Genomic DNA, 14345 nt, shown 5'->3' with positions numbered 1-14345 from the left:
AAATAAAATGAACGATTTACCAGTTTGAACTGTCTAATAGGTAACAGGGGGGTGGGAGTATGGAGCTGGATTTGGCGAAAAGGGCCATTGCGGGTGATGAACGGGCGTTGGTGAAGCTGTTGGCACAACATGAAGATACGCTCTATCGTACGGCTTATGCGTATTTGAAAAATGAGCATGATGCTATTGAAGCTATGCAAGAGCTGACGTATCGAGCTTTAAAAAAGATACATACCGTCAAAGAACCAACGTACATAGCAACCTGGCTTGTCCGAATTATCATCAATATTTGCCTGGATATGAAAAAGAAACAAGAGAAATTAGTCTACAATCATGAAATTGAACTAGCGTCGACAGATCATCAACCATTTGAAATGGCCGATATTATCACAAGTCTGCCAACAGAACAACAAGAACTTATCTATTTAAAATACTTCCAGGATTTGAAGAACGGAGAAATTGCACACTTGAAGCAAATTCCCGAAGGTACTGTGAAATCAAGGCTACACAAGACGTTAAAAAGATTACGCGTACTCATTGCAAAGGAGGAACTATAAATGACCAACTTGAATGAGCAGGACTGGCAGAAGTTGACGGAGGAATTAGAAGCGGTTGAAATCCCAAAAGAAGCATTGCATCAAGCACGTGTAAATGCCGTGCATCAGCATCGGTTGACTAAGAAGAGAAAGCGCGGTCTGTATTCAGTCGCCAGTGTAGCTGTTATTGTACTGCTGCTGTTTGTGACATCGATTCGCGTTTCCCCTGTGTTTGCACAGGCTGTGGCCAAAATCCCAGGGTTTTCTCCTATCGTTGGCATGATTGCTTATGATAAAGGAATCAGTGACATTGTCGAAAATAATTACTATGAAGAACTCGGAATTGTAGTAACGCAGGGCGACTATACCTTAACTTTACAGAATGTCGTAGCTGATCATTCGGGTATGACTATATTTTATAAGCTTGAATCCCCCTTTGATCTTTCTAAAGTGAGTATAACTTCTTTAGAGGTGTCTCAACAAGGTATTCCATTTGGTGTCGCAAGTTCATATAATGTCTCTAGATCGGGTGAAAGGACTGTACAGGAAGACAAAGTTGAAATTACGTCTGCTGATGAATTATCGTATGCTAATATGTCATTTGAATTTAATTTGGACTTGAGTGATCCATCAGAGACAAAGTTCGCCGTGCCATTTACTCTCACCAAGCCCATTAAACAACCAAAAGTATATGAAGTGAACCAATCTGTTGTCGTAGATGGTCAAAAAATTGACATTAAAAAATTGAAAATTTCGCCGTTACGCGCAGAAATCCGACTAACTACTGACGAACAAAACACAATGCATTTACTAAAGTTTACATCGGTTCGTTTGATTGATGAGAATGGTGAAGATTGGGGTCAACTAAGAAATGGAGATGGCGGTCTATTGCGTGATGGCGAAGTAAGTTTATTCATGCAGAGCAATTACTTCAGGCAGCCGAAAAAACTAACGTTAGTGATGGAGAGGATCGAAGCACTTCCAAAAGGCTCGGATTATATCGAGGTCGATTTTGAGCAACAGAAAGTGCTGTATGTGCCGAGTGGACTGGATATTGCTGTGAAAGTGCCATCCCGCAATACATTGGAAGTCACTTATCCACCTGGCGGTTGGCTACTATTGGCTGGAATATTTGACAAAGAAGGCAATGATTTAAGTAATAGTTTAATCGAAATGCATGCTAACAGAGAAACACCTTATATCACAGCAGTCTCTACATTTGATTTTGAGAATGAAGTGAATCCAATTCGTCTGAATATTAATAGCTATCCGCTGTATTTGGACGGCAAGGTGGAAGTGGATATTCCACTTGATTAATAAGTTTTCGCACCCTACCCACCAATTGAATATACGCTATCAATTCATCAGGTTTTAAAACATAATGAAAACGATGTCTCTTATGAGTAAATGAAATCTCATAGAGGCATCGTTTTTAATTTTCAAATAATGAAATGAATAGGTTGTTAGTAACGTATTAATGATAAAAGATGCTTTTAGCAGAGTTAGCTATCTGAACAGAAATAAACCGCTATTATTACAAGGAGCGCTGATGTGAAAAAGCAATTATCGTTAATTGTTCTGATGTTACTATTAACCGGGTGCAATTCGGATTTTTCATTTTCAGAAATAAGCATAAATAAAGCAAATGAGAGTGTACAAGAATTTATTCAGTATGCTGAAGTGAAGAATGGTAACTATCTCTACTTTGATGGTGAAAAAGATATGTATGTATTTATAAATGGAATTTACGTTAATCAAGGAAAAGATGCTGTTTATTTTAGTGACTTTAACGTAAGTGCTCAACAAGACACATTGAACGTGTTTATCAATCAAGAATATGATTCTGACTACTCAAACACCAAATTAAAATATCAAGTATTATATAAAATCAAAACGGTAGAGAAATATGATACGATAAACCTTTTTATCAATGGAAAACCCGTTTCGTTCGATGAAATATTCGGCAATGAACAGTTAATCGTGTATGAAATGTAGATACGCGTAATTGCTAACGACAATATGAGCGGCCCAATTTTGAAAGCTATTCATATGTGTCAACAAAACATATTGAAGGATCCTGAGAAGTCTTTGGATACATGATGACTACGCCTACTTGCAACTTCGAGTATTTCAATGGTTTTCCTGTCGACATAAAGGTATCTTGCATAAAGATAGCCTATCCGGAATCAGCAAAAACGTATAAAATGGATAATAAGGTCGGGAAAGTGGATATTGTTTATAAATCAAGATAAAAGGACTTACAGAAATGGGGTGCAAGGATGGCTGGCTATATTGAACCTTCCTTCTTATTATTTTCAATGGAGCATATGGCGGCAATAGGCGTGTTGTGCCTATCCATCTTATTGTTATTTATTTTAAGAAGGCGATGGTCGGTGTCGTCGAAGTATGAACGCCTTTTTGCGTTGACTTTATTGGTAATGGAAGTCCTTTATCATGTTTGGATGATTGTAACTGGGAGATGGGGACTTAGCAATTCGTTGCCGCTAGAATTATGCAGCATTAGTTTACTTGTTGCGATTGTTCTCTTATGGACAGGGAATAGGCATTTGTATGATTTCATCTTTTTTGCAGGTATTGGAGGGGCGCTTCAAGCGATGGCGACTCCTGTATTAGATGTTGGATTCCCGCATTTCAGGTATTTCCACTTTTTTTACACGCATATTGGAATCATAATAACGGCACTATACTTTACGTGGATGAAAGGATACAGACCTACTTTTATAGGAATTATCAAGACAATGATTATTTTAAACTTGTTGTTGCCACTTATATTTGCGGTTAATGTGTTTTTCCAAGGCAACTATATGTTCTTAAGGGAAAAACCAGTCAACGGAAGTTTGCTTGACTACTTAGGACCCTATCCGTGGTACATTTTAGCGCTCGAAGGAGTAGCATTTTTGATCTTCGTCTGTTTGTGGCTACTATTTAGAAAGTGGCATTTTCGTGATGGATCACGTTAACTACATCTTAAGACTGAGTTGCAATCACTTCTCAGGTCCATTTGAATTAAAATCCTATCCATTATACTAAATTGTAATCAGTGAATTGATTGCAACAGAGAGAAGGGTACAGAATTATGGTTGACTATACGATGAAAGTTCAAGAGGAGTTGCATTTTTGGAAGCGGAAAATGACAAAGCGATCAGGCATTATTAGCCGTACGTCAAAAAAAGCGCAAATGAAAGTGAATGGTCTTATTCCAGAAAAGTTTCATCAGGTAATGACAGAGAGCATAAAAAACATGGTGAAAGCCACTTTGGTCGGCTCTACTATCACGACGAAAAAAAGGCAATCAACCGTGCTAAGTCTATATGAGAGGGATGAGTTATTTAAGGAAAAGCTTTCGTCATTCCGCAAAACTGCTGTCATTGAAGGTGCGGGAACTGGAGCAGGGGGAATTATGCTTGGCCTTGTCGACTTTCCGCTGCTATTATCCATTAAAATGAAGTTTCTGTTTGAAGCCGCTGCGGTTTATGGATTTGATACGAATGAATATGAAGAGCGATTGTTCATTTTACATGTGTTCCAACTTGCATTTTCAAGTGAGGAAACAAGGAAAGAGACATTATCTATTATTGAGAATTGGGAAGAAGAGAAACTGTTAATTGCTGATATGGATTGGAGGGACTTTCAGCAAGAATACCGAGATTACATTGATTTAGTGAAAATGTTTCAATTAATTCCTGGCTTCGGCGCGATTGTCGGCGCGTTTGCCAACTATAATCTGCTCGACCAGCTCGGGGAAGCGGCTATGAATTCATATCGGCTTCGTTTAATGCAAAGAACCTCGGATACAGAAAAAACTTAAAATCATAAATAAGGAGGTTTGGCATAAAATGTTTATTAGAAATAAAATGTTCATTATCGTAGCGTTGGTATTGCTTATTGTTGGTGGAATTGCATTGGTGTTCAATTCCGGGAATCACTTTGAAAATAACGCCAAGAAAAAAGTGATTGATGATCAATCATTTACGAGTATTGAAATTTTGACGACCAATGCAATGGTGGAGATCGTGCCAACCAAAGATTCGATAACGACAGTGTCGTATTCAGGGAAGACAAAGAAAAGGTCGAAATTCATTTTCGAGGCTGTTGTAAAAGAAAACACACTATCTGTTCAGTTCAAAGAAAAGCGGCGAAGTTTCATTAACTTTGGCTTATCCTCGTTAAACTTAAAGCTAATCGTGAAAGTGCCTGAAAAACAGTATGATCGAATTCAAGCGGAAAGCAATAACGGGCGGATCAAAGTGGAGAATATTCAAACGAAAGAGTTGGCACTGGAGACAGACAATGGCACGATTGAGTTAAAAACCATTGATGCTACAGCTGTCAATGTTAAAACTGATAACGGTGCAATTATACTAGATCATGTTGACGGTACGATTGTCGGAAGAACAGATAACGGGAGAATTTCCCTTGTAACAAACAATTTAGATCGACCGATTGAATTAACGACAGATAACGGTAAAATCGAGATTCAAACTGAAAAGGAACCGACGAATGCTACGATTGACGTTAAAACGGACAACGGAAGAATCAATGTTTTTGGATATGAAAACAAACATACGAAGTTCGGAAATGGTGAGAATTTAATTAAATTAAGAACGGATAATGGAAGAATAACGATAACGAAATGATAGGATACATTCTATCATTTCGTTTTTTCTATTAATTGGAGTGCTTCGTAATCAGCCTCTGTATCGACATCGAATACTAGCCTCTTATCAGCACAGGGTAATAGCTTTCCCTTTTGGAGAAAATCACCTTGTAAAATTGCTTTTGCTCCTTTATCTCCACGTAACTCCATCAGTTCGTTGTACATGGAAGACGAAAAAAGGACAGGCGGCATGATTGTCTGTTCATATGTGGTAGCGACGAATCTGCACATCTGGTTGTTCTTCGTGCAAGCAATCATTTCTTCGAGCATTTGGACGGTGATAAAAGGTTGATCCGCCAATATGACGATGATGGCATCCATGCGATCAGTTTGTGCCTGTTGAATGCCGTAGCGCAATGATTCGGATTGGCCATGATGTGCAGTTGGACATTTTATGAATGAACATTTCGCATCTAGTTTCATTTCAGCGGGAAGCCAATCTGCATCGTCCTTATCCTTTGTAATGATATAGACTTTATCGAGCGATGATTTCAAAGCTGTTTCAAGCGCTAAGCTACCTACTGTCATGGTTCCAACAGGTAGTGCTAATTTATTACTCCCCATACGGCTGCTGTTTCCAGCGGCAAGATAAATACCTGCGATTTTCATGAAATTCCCCCGCGTCTAACTGCTATAAGTTCTGCTACAATACTAACAGCAATTTCCTCAGGTCCATCTGCACCAATAGAAAGCCCTATAGGTGAATGAATCCAATTGGGAATTTCTTCGCCTAGTAAACGTTCAGTTCGTTTTTTTGACCCTAAAATACCAAGGTACAATAATTGATGGTCGCGGAGTCTATGCATTAGTTTCGCATCCAACTGGAAATCATGCGTCATAATGACAACTGAATCGAGTGGACTTAAAGAGATATTGTCAATTAGTTTCTCGGTGTCGCCAACCTGAAAAGATACTGCAGTAGGAAAATGAATTTCATTACAAAGTGCACTCCGAGAATCAAGCAGATGAACCGCATACCCAACGTTTCCAGCAAGTCGTGCAAGCGGCCGTGCATCAACGCCTGCACCGATTATATAAAGGGCAGGTTGAGGCCATATAAGTTGAAAATACATCATTTCGTCTTCGTCGTCCTTACTTTTTTGTCCTACTTTGTTTTGAAACGGAGTGAAGGCATCTAGTTCGAAGGGGATTTCACTTTGCCAGTGGTCGAGGCAGTTTTTGCTTTCATTTAAAAATGCATAGTTGTCAAACTCACTTATTGATTGGATAAATAAAACGGGTTCCATGGCCAAGAACTGTTTGTGCATTAAGGTTAGAAAGTGCCGGAAATCATTATCGATATCGCGCACAAATATTGAGACAACTCCATTGCATCCCGCACCACGCCCCCAACCAAGGTCATCTTTAGCACTTAAGTCATAGTGAACAATTTCTGCTTTTCCTGTATTAAACATTTCTATGGCACGATTATGTAAATCACTTTCAAGACAACCACCGCTGATGATACCTGTATGTGTACCATCCTCTTGAATGAGCATCCAAGTACCTTCTTTCCGGTAAGCTGATCCTTCCACCTGAATAATCATCGCAAGTACAACGGGTTGGGTATCAATCAAAACAATTTCAATCATTTGCTGAATCGATTGCAAATCCACACCTCATTTCTTTCCACCCACTGTCGCCATTTAGCTAACCTTCTATTCATTCTCTAATATCGTTACCACATTATAATCTGTCGTTGTTTTGGTTAGAATGCGAGAGAAGTATATAACTTTTCGGGGGTGTAGTATTTGGATAACTATTTACTTCCGGTCGTAGTCGGAATTGTTTTTGGATTTGTGGCACGAACACTCTTGTTACGTACTGATTTTCGGCAATACCCAACGTATCCGACAGGGCGAATCATTCACCTTTCCTTTGGTTTCATTGCGGCATTCATCGGTGCCGTAGCGATTCCAGCAGTGTTGGAATCTGATTGGACTGCCGTGACATTCCTTGGTCTTGCTGCTACACAGTTTCGTGAAGTTCGGAAGATGGAAAGGGAGTCACTTCAAAATATCGATAACTTCGAACTTGTAGAGCGTGGGACGCCATTTATTGAGGGGATGGCACAAGCGTTTGAAAGTCGGAATTATTTAGTGATGTTCACGGCTCTTATCACAACATTGTGTGCTGTGTTTTCCTTCTGGTTGGGAATTATCGGTGGGATTGTCATGCTAGTCATGGTGAAGTTCAATATGTCAGGACAGTTATTGAATGCAATCGCGGATGTTACAGAAGCAGAGATTCGTTTTGAAGGTCCGACGCTTTTTGTGGGTGATATCCTTATTAAAAATGTAGGACTGGAAGATACAAGAAAAATAATTACCGAAAAGGCAGTTGGTGCAATTATCATCCCGAAAAATCAAAACAGTATTGTCACTTTGTCCTTCCTAGGGCAGCGACAAGCAATGTTGCATCATGTTGCTACTGTACTGGGCAGTTATCTAGATTCCGGTGAACCGGCATTGATTCCACTTACGAAAAGAGATATGGAGGACGGGCGAATCGCATTGTTCTTTTTGCCGCGGGAAAAAGATTTCCATCAAATCAAGGCCGTATTAGACAATGTCCCCGTATTGGATAGTGCAATCCGGATGCCTAAAGAAGCGGATAAAGGAAAATAGGGGAACTAAATCTAAAATGCGTGACGTTTAAAGGACAGTAATCTGGAGTCTGTACTATAAGGAGTTGAGTGGTTTGGAAAATCAGCATGCAGAGATTGTCGCTATCATCACGATAAAACCAGAATCACTACAGGGCGGCGGCGCGCCTGTTTTCATTGTGAAAGATCAAAAGGAATTACAGAAAATCAGCATGACACTAGAGAAGATAATGGATGCTTCAGCGCATGAAGTTGACACGGATACACTTGTTATTGTTGCACGTTAAATTTTGTCCAGGAGGCGTTTGTGAATGACGAATAAAATATGGACAACGGTTGGCAAGTCTGAACAACGAATTGATGTGGTAGAAAAATCGACGGGCAAAGTTAGATATGTTGGGGATTATTCGGTACCTGGCCTAATGCACGCGAAACTTGTGAAAAGCACTCAAGCACATGCCTTGATCAAATCCATTGACACGACTGAAGCGTGGAAAATGCCTGGCGTGCGTGCAATCGTGACAGGAGAGGTTTTCCCATTTCATATTGGCCCGATTCTTGCAGACCGCCCACCATTGGCATTCGGCAAGGTGCGGTATTATGGGGAGCCGATAGCAATTGTTGTGGCGGATTCTGAACATCAAGGAAAACTGGCGGCAAACAAGGTAAAAGTAGAATACGAAACGCTCCCCGTCGTGAATTCAGTCCAGCAGGCATTCCAAGCTGACGCACCATTAGTACATGACAATTCCGGAGACTATACAAAAATAATCGATAACGTCTATCCTGTTCCTGGTACAAATATCGGCAGTCACATTAAAATCCGTAAAGGAGATATCGGACCTATCTGGGCGAATTGTGCAGAAACGATATCGGCTTCTTATTCATTCAACCTTTCCGATCATGCCGCGATGGAAACACGAAGTACCCGGGTGGAGATCAATCCGGACGGGAAAGTGATTATCCATTCCTGTTCTCAATCCCCTTATATGATTAAAAAGGTATTTAATCAGTTTTTTAATATTGAAGTAGGCAATGTTATCGTCCACATCCCGTTGATTGGTGGTGCTTTCGGTGGAAAAGGAGCTATTCAATTAGAGCCACTTGCTTATTTGGCATCGAAAGCTGTCGGTGGGAAAATGGTCAAGCTACAGTATGAGCGGGAAGAGGATATGATAACCGCCCCGTGTCATATCGGACTTGATGCAACGATAAAACTGGGTGTGACGAAAGAAGGGAAATTGATGGCGGGGCAGTATACCTTCCTCGTTGATTCAGGTGCTTATACAGACCATGGGGCGGGTATAACGCAGGCGATTGCACTCGATTGCACGGGGCCATATAATGTTCCAAATGTATGGTGTGACTCCTACTGCATGTATACGAATCATCCGTTCGCAACGTCATACCGAGGCTATGGGCATCCCGAGCTGACTTTTGCTGTTGAGAGAACGATGGACATATTAGCTAAGCAATTGAATATGGATCCGATTGAATTACGAATATTGAATGTGATTAAACCCGGAGACACAACACCTACCCAAACAGTACTCACTACAAATAATATAGGGGATACTGAAAAATGTATTATTCGAGTAAAAGAATTGATTGGCTGGGATGAAGGGCAAAGAATCGCAGTTGGTGAAAATTTAGTGCGCGCAAAGGGAATCAGTTTGTTTTGGAAAACGTCGAAGACTGCGACGAATGCCCAAGCAGGAGCAGTTATCACATTAGAACCAGATGGAGCTGTGAATTTAAACTGTGCTGCGATTGAGCTTGGACAAGGAACGAAAACCACCCTTGCACAGATTCTTGCTGAAAAGTTGAATATGCCGATGGATAAAATTCACGTGATCATGGAAGTGAATACACAGTATGATCCACATCAATGGAGCACCGTAGCGAGCAGCACGACATTCTTGGCGGGACGTGCAGTACTAGCTGCCGCTGAAAGTGCAATTAAGCAAATGAAAAAAACGGCTTCCATCGTATTGCAATGTTCTGAAGAGGATTTGGAAGTGGGAGGCGGACGCGTCTATTTAGTACCTGACCCCGCTTACGGAGTCGAAATAAAGGACATTGCTTTAGGTTACACATTACCTAGCGGCCATGCGGTAGGCGCGCAGATTATAGGAACTGGTTCTTATATTCAGCGCCATTTGACACCGATGGATAAGGAGACTGGTTTCGGGAAACCGGGGTCATGGTGGTCTGTCGGTTCACAGGCGGTAGAAGTCGAATTGGATGAACGTAATTTCACGTACAAAATTCTTAAAGCTGTCACGGTGCTTGACGGCGGTACCATTATTAATCCCATGATGGCGACGCAGCAAATGCGGGGCGGCATGTATTTAGGGTTAAGTTTTGCTAGCAGTGAATCGTTTCATTTTGATGGAAATGGGGTAGTAGAAAACGCGGATCTGCGCACTTATCATATGCTTCGTTACGGGGAACAGCCGGTAGAGTATTTGGTCGATTTTATCGAAACACCATTTGCGGACGGACCGTATGGTGCACGGGGAATCGGGGAACACGGAGTAATCGGTATGGCACCGGCGTTAGCGAATGGACTTTCCGAGGCTGCGCAAGTTGAATTGAACGAACTACCGCTCATTCCAGAATTAATATGGAAAACAAAGAAGGAGAGCGGACAGTGATTGCATTCGATTTTAACTACTATAAGCCTTCAACCATTGCGGAAGCTATAGAGACGTATATTACAGCGACTAGTCTCCGGAAAAAAGTTATCTATTATTCAGGAGGAACAGAATTCATTACGTTCGCACGGACGAATAAAATGCATGCCGATGTGGTAATTGATATTAAAGGGATTCCTGAATGCAATATATGTGAAATCCAGGGAGGGCAGCTTATTATTGGTGCGGCGATTTCGTTAAATAAACTGGTGGAAACAAATCTGTTTCCCTTATTAAGCCAAACTGTTAAGCAAATTGCCAATCATTCTTCACGAAACAAAATTACGATAGGCGGTAATATAAATAGTCAATTGATATATCGGGAAGGCGTTTTACCATTTCTATTAGCGGATGCAAAGGTGAAGATCGCCTCACAGGGAGAAGAAAAAGTTGTTTCATTGAAAAAAATATTCGATCGAAAGATGACTTTAGATGAAGGCACATTCCTTGTTCAAATTATCGTCGATGCATCATTTATCGATTTGCCTTATCTTAGTTTGAAACGGACTCAAATGACTAAAGTGGGTTATCCTGTCGTCACTTTGGCGGCTTTGTTGAAAGAGAACCAAATCCGAGTCGCTTTTAGCGGGTTGTGTAGTTTTCCATTTCGTTCAAAGAAGATAGAAGCGATTGTTAATGATGATTCATTATCTGAGAGGGAGAGAATAGAACAAATAGCCTCTCATCTTCCAGCATCAATTGTGGATGACTCGCATGCATCCGCAGCTTACCGTGGATTCGTGTTAAAAAACCTGTTAGTAGATACGTTTGAAGTTTTGGAGGGGAAAAAGTGATCAATTCCATTGATACAACAAAAACAATTATTCAACTTCTTGTGAATGGTGAAACCCATGACGCGGTCATCCGGTCTGCCGATACGCTTTTGCATACATTACGCGAGCAACTTGGCTTAACTGGTGCAAAAAAAGCATGTGAAAACGGCGATTGTGGGGCTTGTACAGTCCTTGTAAACGGGGAACCAATGCATTCATGTCTATCCTTGTCAGTTGAAGCGGTAAATGAACCAATTATAACAATCGAGGGGTTGTTGGATTCTCCGGTTCAAAAAGCATTCATTGAGAAATGGGCCATTCAATGCGGCTACTGCACGTCAGGGTTTATCGTCAATGCACATGCCCTTATTGAAAAGCATCCTGACGCTGAAGATGAGACGATTGAAGAGTGGCTTCAGTCGAATCTATGCAGGTGTACGGGCTATCAGGAGATTAAAGAAGCAGTAAAAGCGGCGTTACTTGAAAAGAAAAACCTGCCTTCGACTGGTTGAATGAGTCGATGGCAGGTTTTTAACCTTTTTTGAAGCTATTATTTCCACTATTTAGCGAGTGGATAAGCTGTAAGGTTTGCGCAGCCTGTTCGATTTGTTGCCGAACTTGCTCCAATTGTTGCTGAACTGCGGTAGTCGATTTGGTAACCGCAGTCCCTTGCATTTGATTCAGCAGCTGTGATGCTTGTTGAAGTTGATGCTGTGCTTGTTGCAACAATTGGAGGTCAGTCGATGAAGTGCTCAACTGAATCGTTTGCATTGCCTGTTGCATTGCTTGTAGTGCTTGTTTCTTTTGACCTTGGAATTGTTGCTCCGTATGTGCTTGGTTCTTATCAGACTGTTGTTTCAAGAGGAAGACTCCTTTCGTTTGAAATAGACTTGTCCTCGTTAGTGTTAGTGAAATCAGTCCTTTTTAATCAATGATTATAGGGACAGATTTGACAATTCAAAACGATATAAAAATAACCCATCCCTGAGTAAATAGCTCATTAGGATGGGTTATTTAAGCTTATTGGTAAGCAGTTGTTACGCTGATTGAGTGGTCTTTTTTATTCTAATCAATCTAATTTCGCGTGAATTATGTCCGGAATACAAAAAAGATTCCTCAACCTTACCACTTTAATGTCATTAGTAAATGACAACATTCACCTGGATTTTCGTCGTTGTTTAATTCAATACGAATTCCAGTTGGACTAAAATATGTTTTGATTTTTAATGTGATGCCTGTTGATACAATTAATTCATCTACCTTTTTTGTATTTGATAGTTGTGCTGCTTCCATTAACTCATGTGCGAATTCTTTAGAGTTAACGATCTTGCTTGCTAATAAATCCGCTTGTTTCAATAGATCTTGAAATCTTAGGGCCGAAGTATTCAACACTTGCGTATTTATAGATGGAAAAGGACTTGGTGGTCTTAAAATGGTCTGTGGTTGAACATGCTCGTTGTACAGCCACCGTGGATTAGAATAAGGATTGGCCCAGTGTGGATAAGGGTTATAGTGCATAAGAGTGCCTCCATTCCAAGTATCGGGTATCCTATCCTATGTTCAGTGACTCTGTACGGTTAAGGTTATTGGAAGTATCGATAATGAAAACTAGCGTATTTTTCGGATAGTAAAGTTGTCTTCCAGTAACAACCAATTTTGTGGGAATGGGTAACCAAGAACCCAGTAACTAATTCCGCGTAAATTATAGTCTTTTACCACATCAAACTTTGCCTGTGCACTGCGGGCATCTTCGAACCAGACTTCGTGGTTACGCCCCTCTGCATCCGTGTAGCGATAAAATGGTGACTGCGCTATTGGGTCATATTGAATGACCACCCCATATTGAATAGCCCGGCGAATTGCTTCCTGTTGGCTAAATGTTTCTGCCTCTTGTCCTTGTACATGAGGAAGTAACCAGTCGCGCGCATAGATTTGAAAACCAAATAAGATTTTGTTTCTTGGTATTACGGTAACCGCGTAATCCAGCACCCTTTTTATTTCATTTAGCGGTGAAATTGCCTGCGGAGGACCTAATCGATAACCCCATTCATAGGTCATCAATACGACGAAATCGACAATTCTTCCGTGTTCTGCGTAATCATGTGCTTCATATAACAACCCTTTTTGCTCATCGCTAATCTTTGGAGCAAGGGCTGTTGAGACGGAATAACCTTCCGGATGCAAGCGATCCACTGCACGCTGCAAAAATTGGTTATAGTTTTCACGGTCGGCCGGCAACACATTTTCAAAGTCAATATTTAATCCTTGATAGCCTTTTTCTTTCATGACTTTTAAAATATTTGTTAATAAAACATCCTGGATATCAGTACTTGCAAGGACTGAATGCGCCAGACTAGATCCAGCGGCCGTGGCACTGAAATTTGTAATGGCCATCACAGGAACAACTCTTTCGGCAGCGGCAGATTGAAGCATAGCGGTATCGTCGATGGTACTTAGCCCACCATCTTCACGAATCGTATAAACAAAAGGCATCCAATAGGTTAAATATTGGCCTACTTCTTGAATTTCCCTAGCGCCTGTTTCCCCAGTATTGATTGTGTAGGCATTCACATCAATAACTGGTTTATGGGCGGGGATGGTTAAAATAGTTTCGGATAAAATCATATTGGGATTTTGAATTTGATTTATCTTACTAATTTCTTCGACAGTTGTACCATAACGCTGTGCAATTTGTGTTAAATTCTCACCAGGTTGTACAGTATGTGTCTGAGTAGGTGTTGGAACGACTAGAGCCAGCCCACTTACTAGTTTGCTTGGACTTTCCAACTGGTTGGCTGTCACGATTTGAGTTACGGTGACGCCGTAACGTTGTGCAATCAACCATAATGTTTCCCCTGGATGTACTACATGAATTTGCATATAGTTCTCTCCTCATATATTCATCTCTTTTATGATATTCAAAAGGGAGGGGGGATAGTATTGCAAGAGTGTGAAATACCTCTTTTTGTATTTTTGCAGGTATTATTCCCGCTGTTAAATGATTGAATATATATATGTCACTACTTGTAGATAATCTCAGTAAAAAAGGACGGACTA

Annotated in this window: 16 protein-coding genes; 11 read left to right on the top strand and 5 right to left on the bottom strand. The window is 40.7% G+C overall.

From position 1 onward, the window contains the following. Positions 1 to 59: 59 nt before the first annotated feature. The 6 genes from AZE41_RS11345 (at position 60) to AZE41_RS11320 (ending at position 5194) form a co-directional block, all read left to right on the top strand. The gene (locus tag AZE41_RS11345; protein WP_067209376.1) at positions 60 to 557 is read left to right on the top strand and encodes a sigma-70 family RNA polymerase sigma factor; all 498 of its coding nucleotides are present in this window, start codon (positions 60 to 62) and stop codon (positions 555 to 557) included. Further along, positions 558 to 1853 (top strand): DUF4179 domain-containing protein, encoded by a 1296-nt coding sequence (locus AZE41_RS11340; RefSeq protein ID WP_067209375.1) that lies wholly within the window; start codon positions 558 to 560, stop codon positions 1851 to 1853. It abuts the gene before it with no gap. Positions 1854 to 2087: 234 nt separating this feature from the next. Next, positions 2088 to 2531: a lipoprotein gene (locus AZE41_RS11335; protein ID WP_067209372.1), complete on the top strand. Its 444-nt coding sequence runs from the start codon at positions 2088 to 2090 to the stop codon at positions 2529 to 2531. Between the two features lie 284 nt (positions 2532 to 2815). After that, entirely contained in the window at positions 2816 to 3517 is a 702-nt protein-coding gene (locus tag AZE41_RS11330) for a YwaF family protein (protein ID WP_067209370.1), read from the top strand. A 116-nt stretch (positions 3518 to 3633) separates the two neighbouring features. Beyond that, positions 3634 to 4365 (top strand): EcsC family protein, encoded by a 732-nt coding sequence (locus AZE41_RS11325; RefSeq protein WP_067209368.1) that lies wholly within the window; start codon positions 3634 to 3636, stop codon positions 4363 to 4365. Positions 4366 to 4393: 28 nt separating this feature from the next. After that, positions 4394 to 5194 (top strand): DUF4097 family beta strand repeat-containing protein, encoded by an 801-nt coding sequence (locus AZE41_RS11320; RefSeq protein WP_067209366.1) that lies wholly within the window; start codon positions 4394 to 4396, stop codon positions 5192 to 5194. Between the two features lie 14 nt (positions 5195 to 5208). Here AZE41_RS11320 and AZE41_RS11315 read toward each other — a convergent pair whose 3' ends face one another. Then, a complete protein-coding gene (locus AZE41_RS11315; RefSeq protein WP_067209363.1) occupies positions 5209 to 5823 on the bottom strand; it encodes a nucleotidyltransferase family protein in 615 nt (204 codons plus the stop codon). After that, entirely contained in the window at positions 5820 to 6824 is a 1005-nt protein-coding gene (locus AZE41_RS11310; protein WP_067209361.1) for an XdhC family protein, read from the bottom strand. The genes AZE41_RS11315 and AZE41_RS11310 overlap by 4 nt, the downstream gene beginning before the upstream one ends. Positions 6825 to 6965: 141 nt before the next feature. Between AZE41_RS11310 and AZE41_RS11305 the strand changes: the two genes are divergently transcribed. The 5 genes from AZE41_RS11305 to AZE41_RS11285 all read left to right on the top strand — a co-directional run bounded on the left by AZE41_RS11305 (position 6966) and on the right by AZE41_RS11285 (position 11800). After that, on the top strand, positions 6966 to 7841 hold the full coding sequence (locus AZE41_RS11305; protein ID WP_067209359.1) for a YIEGIA family protein: 876 nt from the start codon (positions 6966 to 6968) through the stop codon (positions 7839 to 7841). A 73-nt stretch (positions 7842 to 7914) separates the two neighbouring features. Next, positions 7915 to 8106 carry a capping complex subunit for YIEGIA gene (locus AZE41_RS11300; protein ID WP_067209356.1) on the top strand — a complete coding sequence of 64 codons (192 nt, stop codon included), beginning with the start codon at positions 7915 to 7917 and terminating at the stop codon, positions 8104 to 8106. Positions 8107 to 8130: 24 nt separating this feature from the next. After that, a complete protein-coding gene (locus tag AZE41_RS11295) occupies positions 8131 to 10476 on the top strand; it encodes a xanthine dehydrogenase family protein molybdopterin-binding subunit (protein ID WP_067209354.1) in 2346 nt (781 codons plus the stop codon). After that, positions 10473 to 11309, top strand: a complete 837-nt coding sequence (locus tag AZE41_RS11290) for an FAD binding domain-containing protein (RefSeq protein ID WP_082786571.1) — start codon at positions 10473 to 10475, stop codon at positions 11307 to 11309. The genes AZE41_RS11295 and AZE41_RS11290 overlap by 4 nt, the downstream gene beginning before the upstream one ends. Next, entirely contained in the window at positions 11309 to 11800 is a 492-nt protein-coding gene (locus AZE41_RS11285) for a (2Fe-2S)-binding protein (protein ID WP_082786816.1), read from the top strand. Before AZE41_RS11290 ends, AZE41_RS11285 begins: the two co-directional genes overlap by 1 nt. A gap of 19 nt (positions 11801 to 11819) precedes the next feature. On the opposite strand, the gene AZE41_RS11280 is transcribed toward AZE41_RS11285, so the two are convergent. The 3 genes from AZE41_RS11280 to AZE41_RS11270 all read right to left on the bottom strand — a co-directional run bounded on the left by AZE41_RS11280 (position 11820) and on the right by AZE41_RS11270 (position 14168). Next, on the bottom strand, positions 11820 to 12149 hold the full coding sequence (locus AZE41_RS11280) for a hypothetical protein (RefSeq protein ID WP_231885666.1): 330 nt from the start codon (positions 12147 to 12149) through the stop codon (positions 11820 to 11822). Between the two features lie 261 nt (positions 12150 to 12410). Next, positions 12411 to 12806 (bottom strand): YuzC family spore coat inner layer protein, encoded by a 396-nt coding sequence (locus AZE41_RS23280; protein WP_231885665.1) that lies wholly within the window; start codon positions 12804 to 12806, stop codon positions 12411 to 12413. Positions 12807 to 12896: 90 nt separating this feature from the next. Beyond that, positions 12897 to 14168 (bottom strand): glycoside hydrolase family 18 protein, encoded by a 1272-nt coding sequence (locus AZE41_RS11270; RefSeq protein WP_067209345.1) that lies wholly within the window; start codon positions 14166 to 14168, stop codon positions 12897 to 12899. Between the last annotated feature and the right edge of the window lie 177 nt (positions 14169 to 14345).

Source organism: Sporosarcina psychrophila, from assembly GCF_001590685.1.
Taxonomy (GTDB): domain Bacteria; phylum Bacillota; class Bacilli; order Bacillales_A; family Planococcaceae; genus Sporosarcina; species Sporosarcina psychrophila.
Note: the sequence above shows the minus strand (reverse complement) of the source record. Positions and strands in the feature narration are given on the sequence as shown.

Excerpts from the sequence above, each read along its gene's own strand:
- AZE41_RS11295 (WP_067209354.1), top strand. The coding sequence starts at position 8,131 with ATGACGAATAAAATATGGACAACGGTTGGCAAGTCTGAACAACGAATT.
- AZE41_RS11320 (WP_067209366.1), top strand. The coding sequence starts at position 4,394 with ATGTTTATTAGAAATAAAATGTTCATTATCGTAGCGTTGGTATTGCTT.
- AZE41_RS11325 (WP_067209368.1), top strand. The coding sequence starts at position 3,634 with ATGGTTGACTATACGATGAAAGTTCAAGAGGAGTTGCATTTTTGGAAG.
- AZE41_RS23280 (WP_231885665.1), bottom strand. The coding sequence starts at position 12,806 with ATGCACTATAACCCTTATCCACACTGGGCCAATCCTTATTCTAATCCA.
- AZE41_RS11330 (WP_067209370.1), top strand. The coding sequence starts at position 2,816 with ATGGCTGGCTATATTGAACCTTCCTTCTTATTATTTTCAATGGAGCAT.
- AZE41_RS11345 (WP_067209376.1), top strand. The coding sequence starts at position 60 with ATGGAGCTGGATTTGGCGAAAAGGGCCATTGCGGGTGATGAACGGGCG.
- AZE41_RS11340 (WP_067209375.1), top strand. The coding sequence starts at position 558 with ATGACCAACTTGAATGAGCAGGACTGGCAGAAGTTGACGGAGGAATTA.
- AZE41_RS11315 (WP_067209363.1), bottom strand. The coding sequence starts at position 5,823 with ATGAAAATCGCAGGTATTTATCTTGCCGCTGGAAACAGCAGCCGTATG.
- AZE41_RS11270 (WP_067209345.1), bottom strand. The coding sequence starts at position 14,168 with ATGCAAATTCATGTAGTACATCCAGGGGAAACATTATGGTTGATTGCA.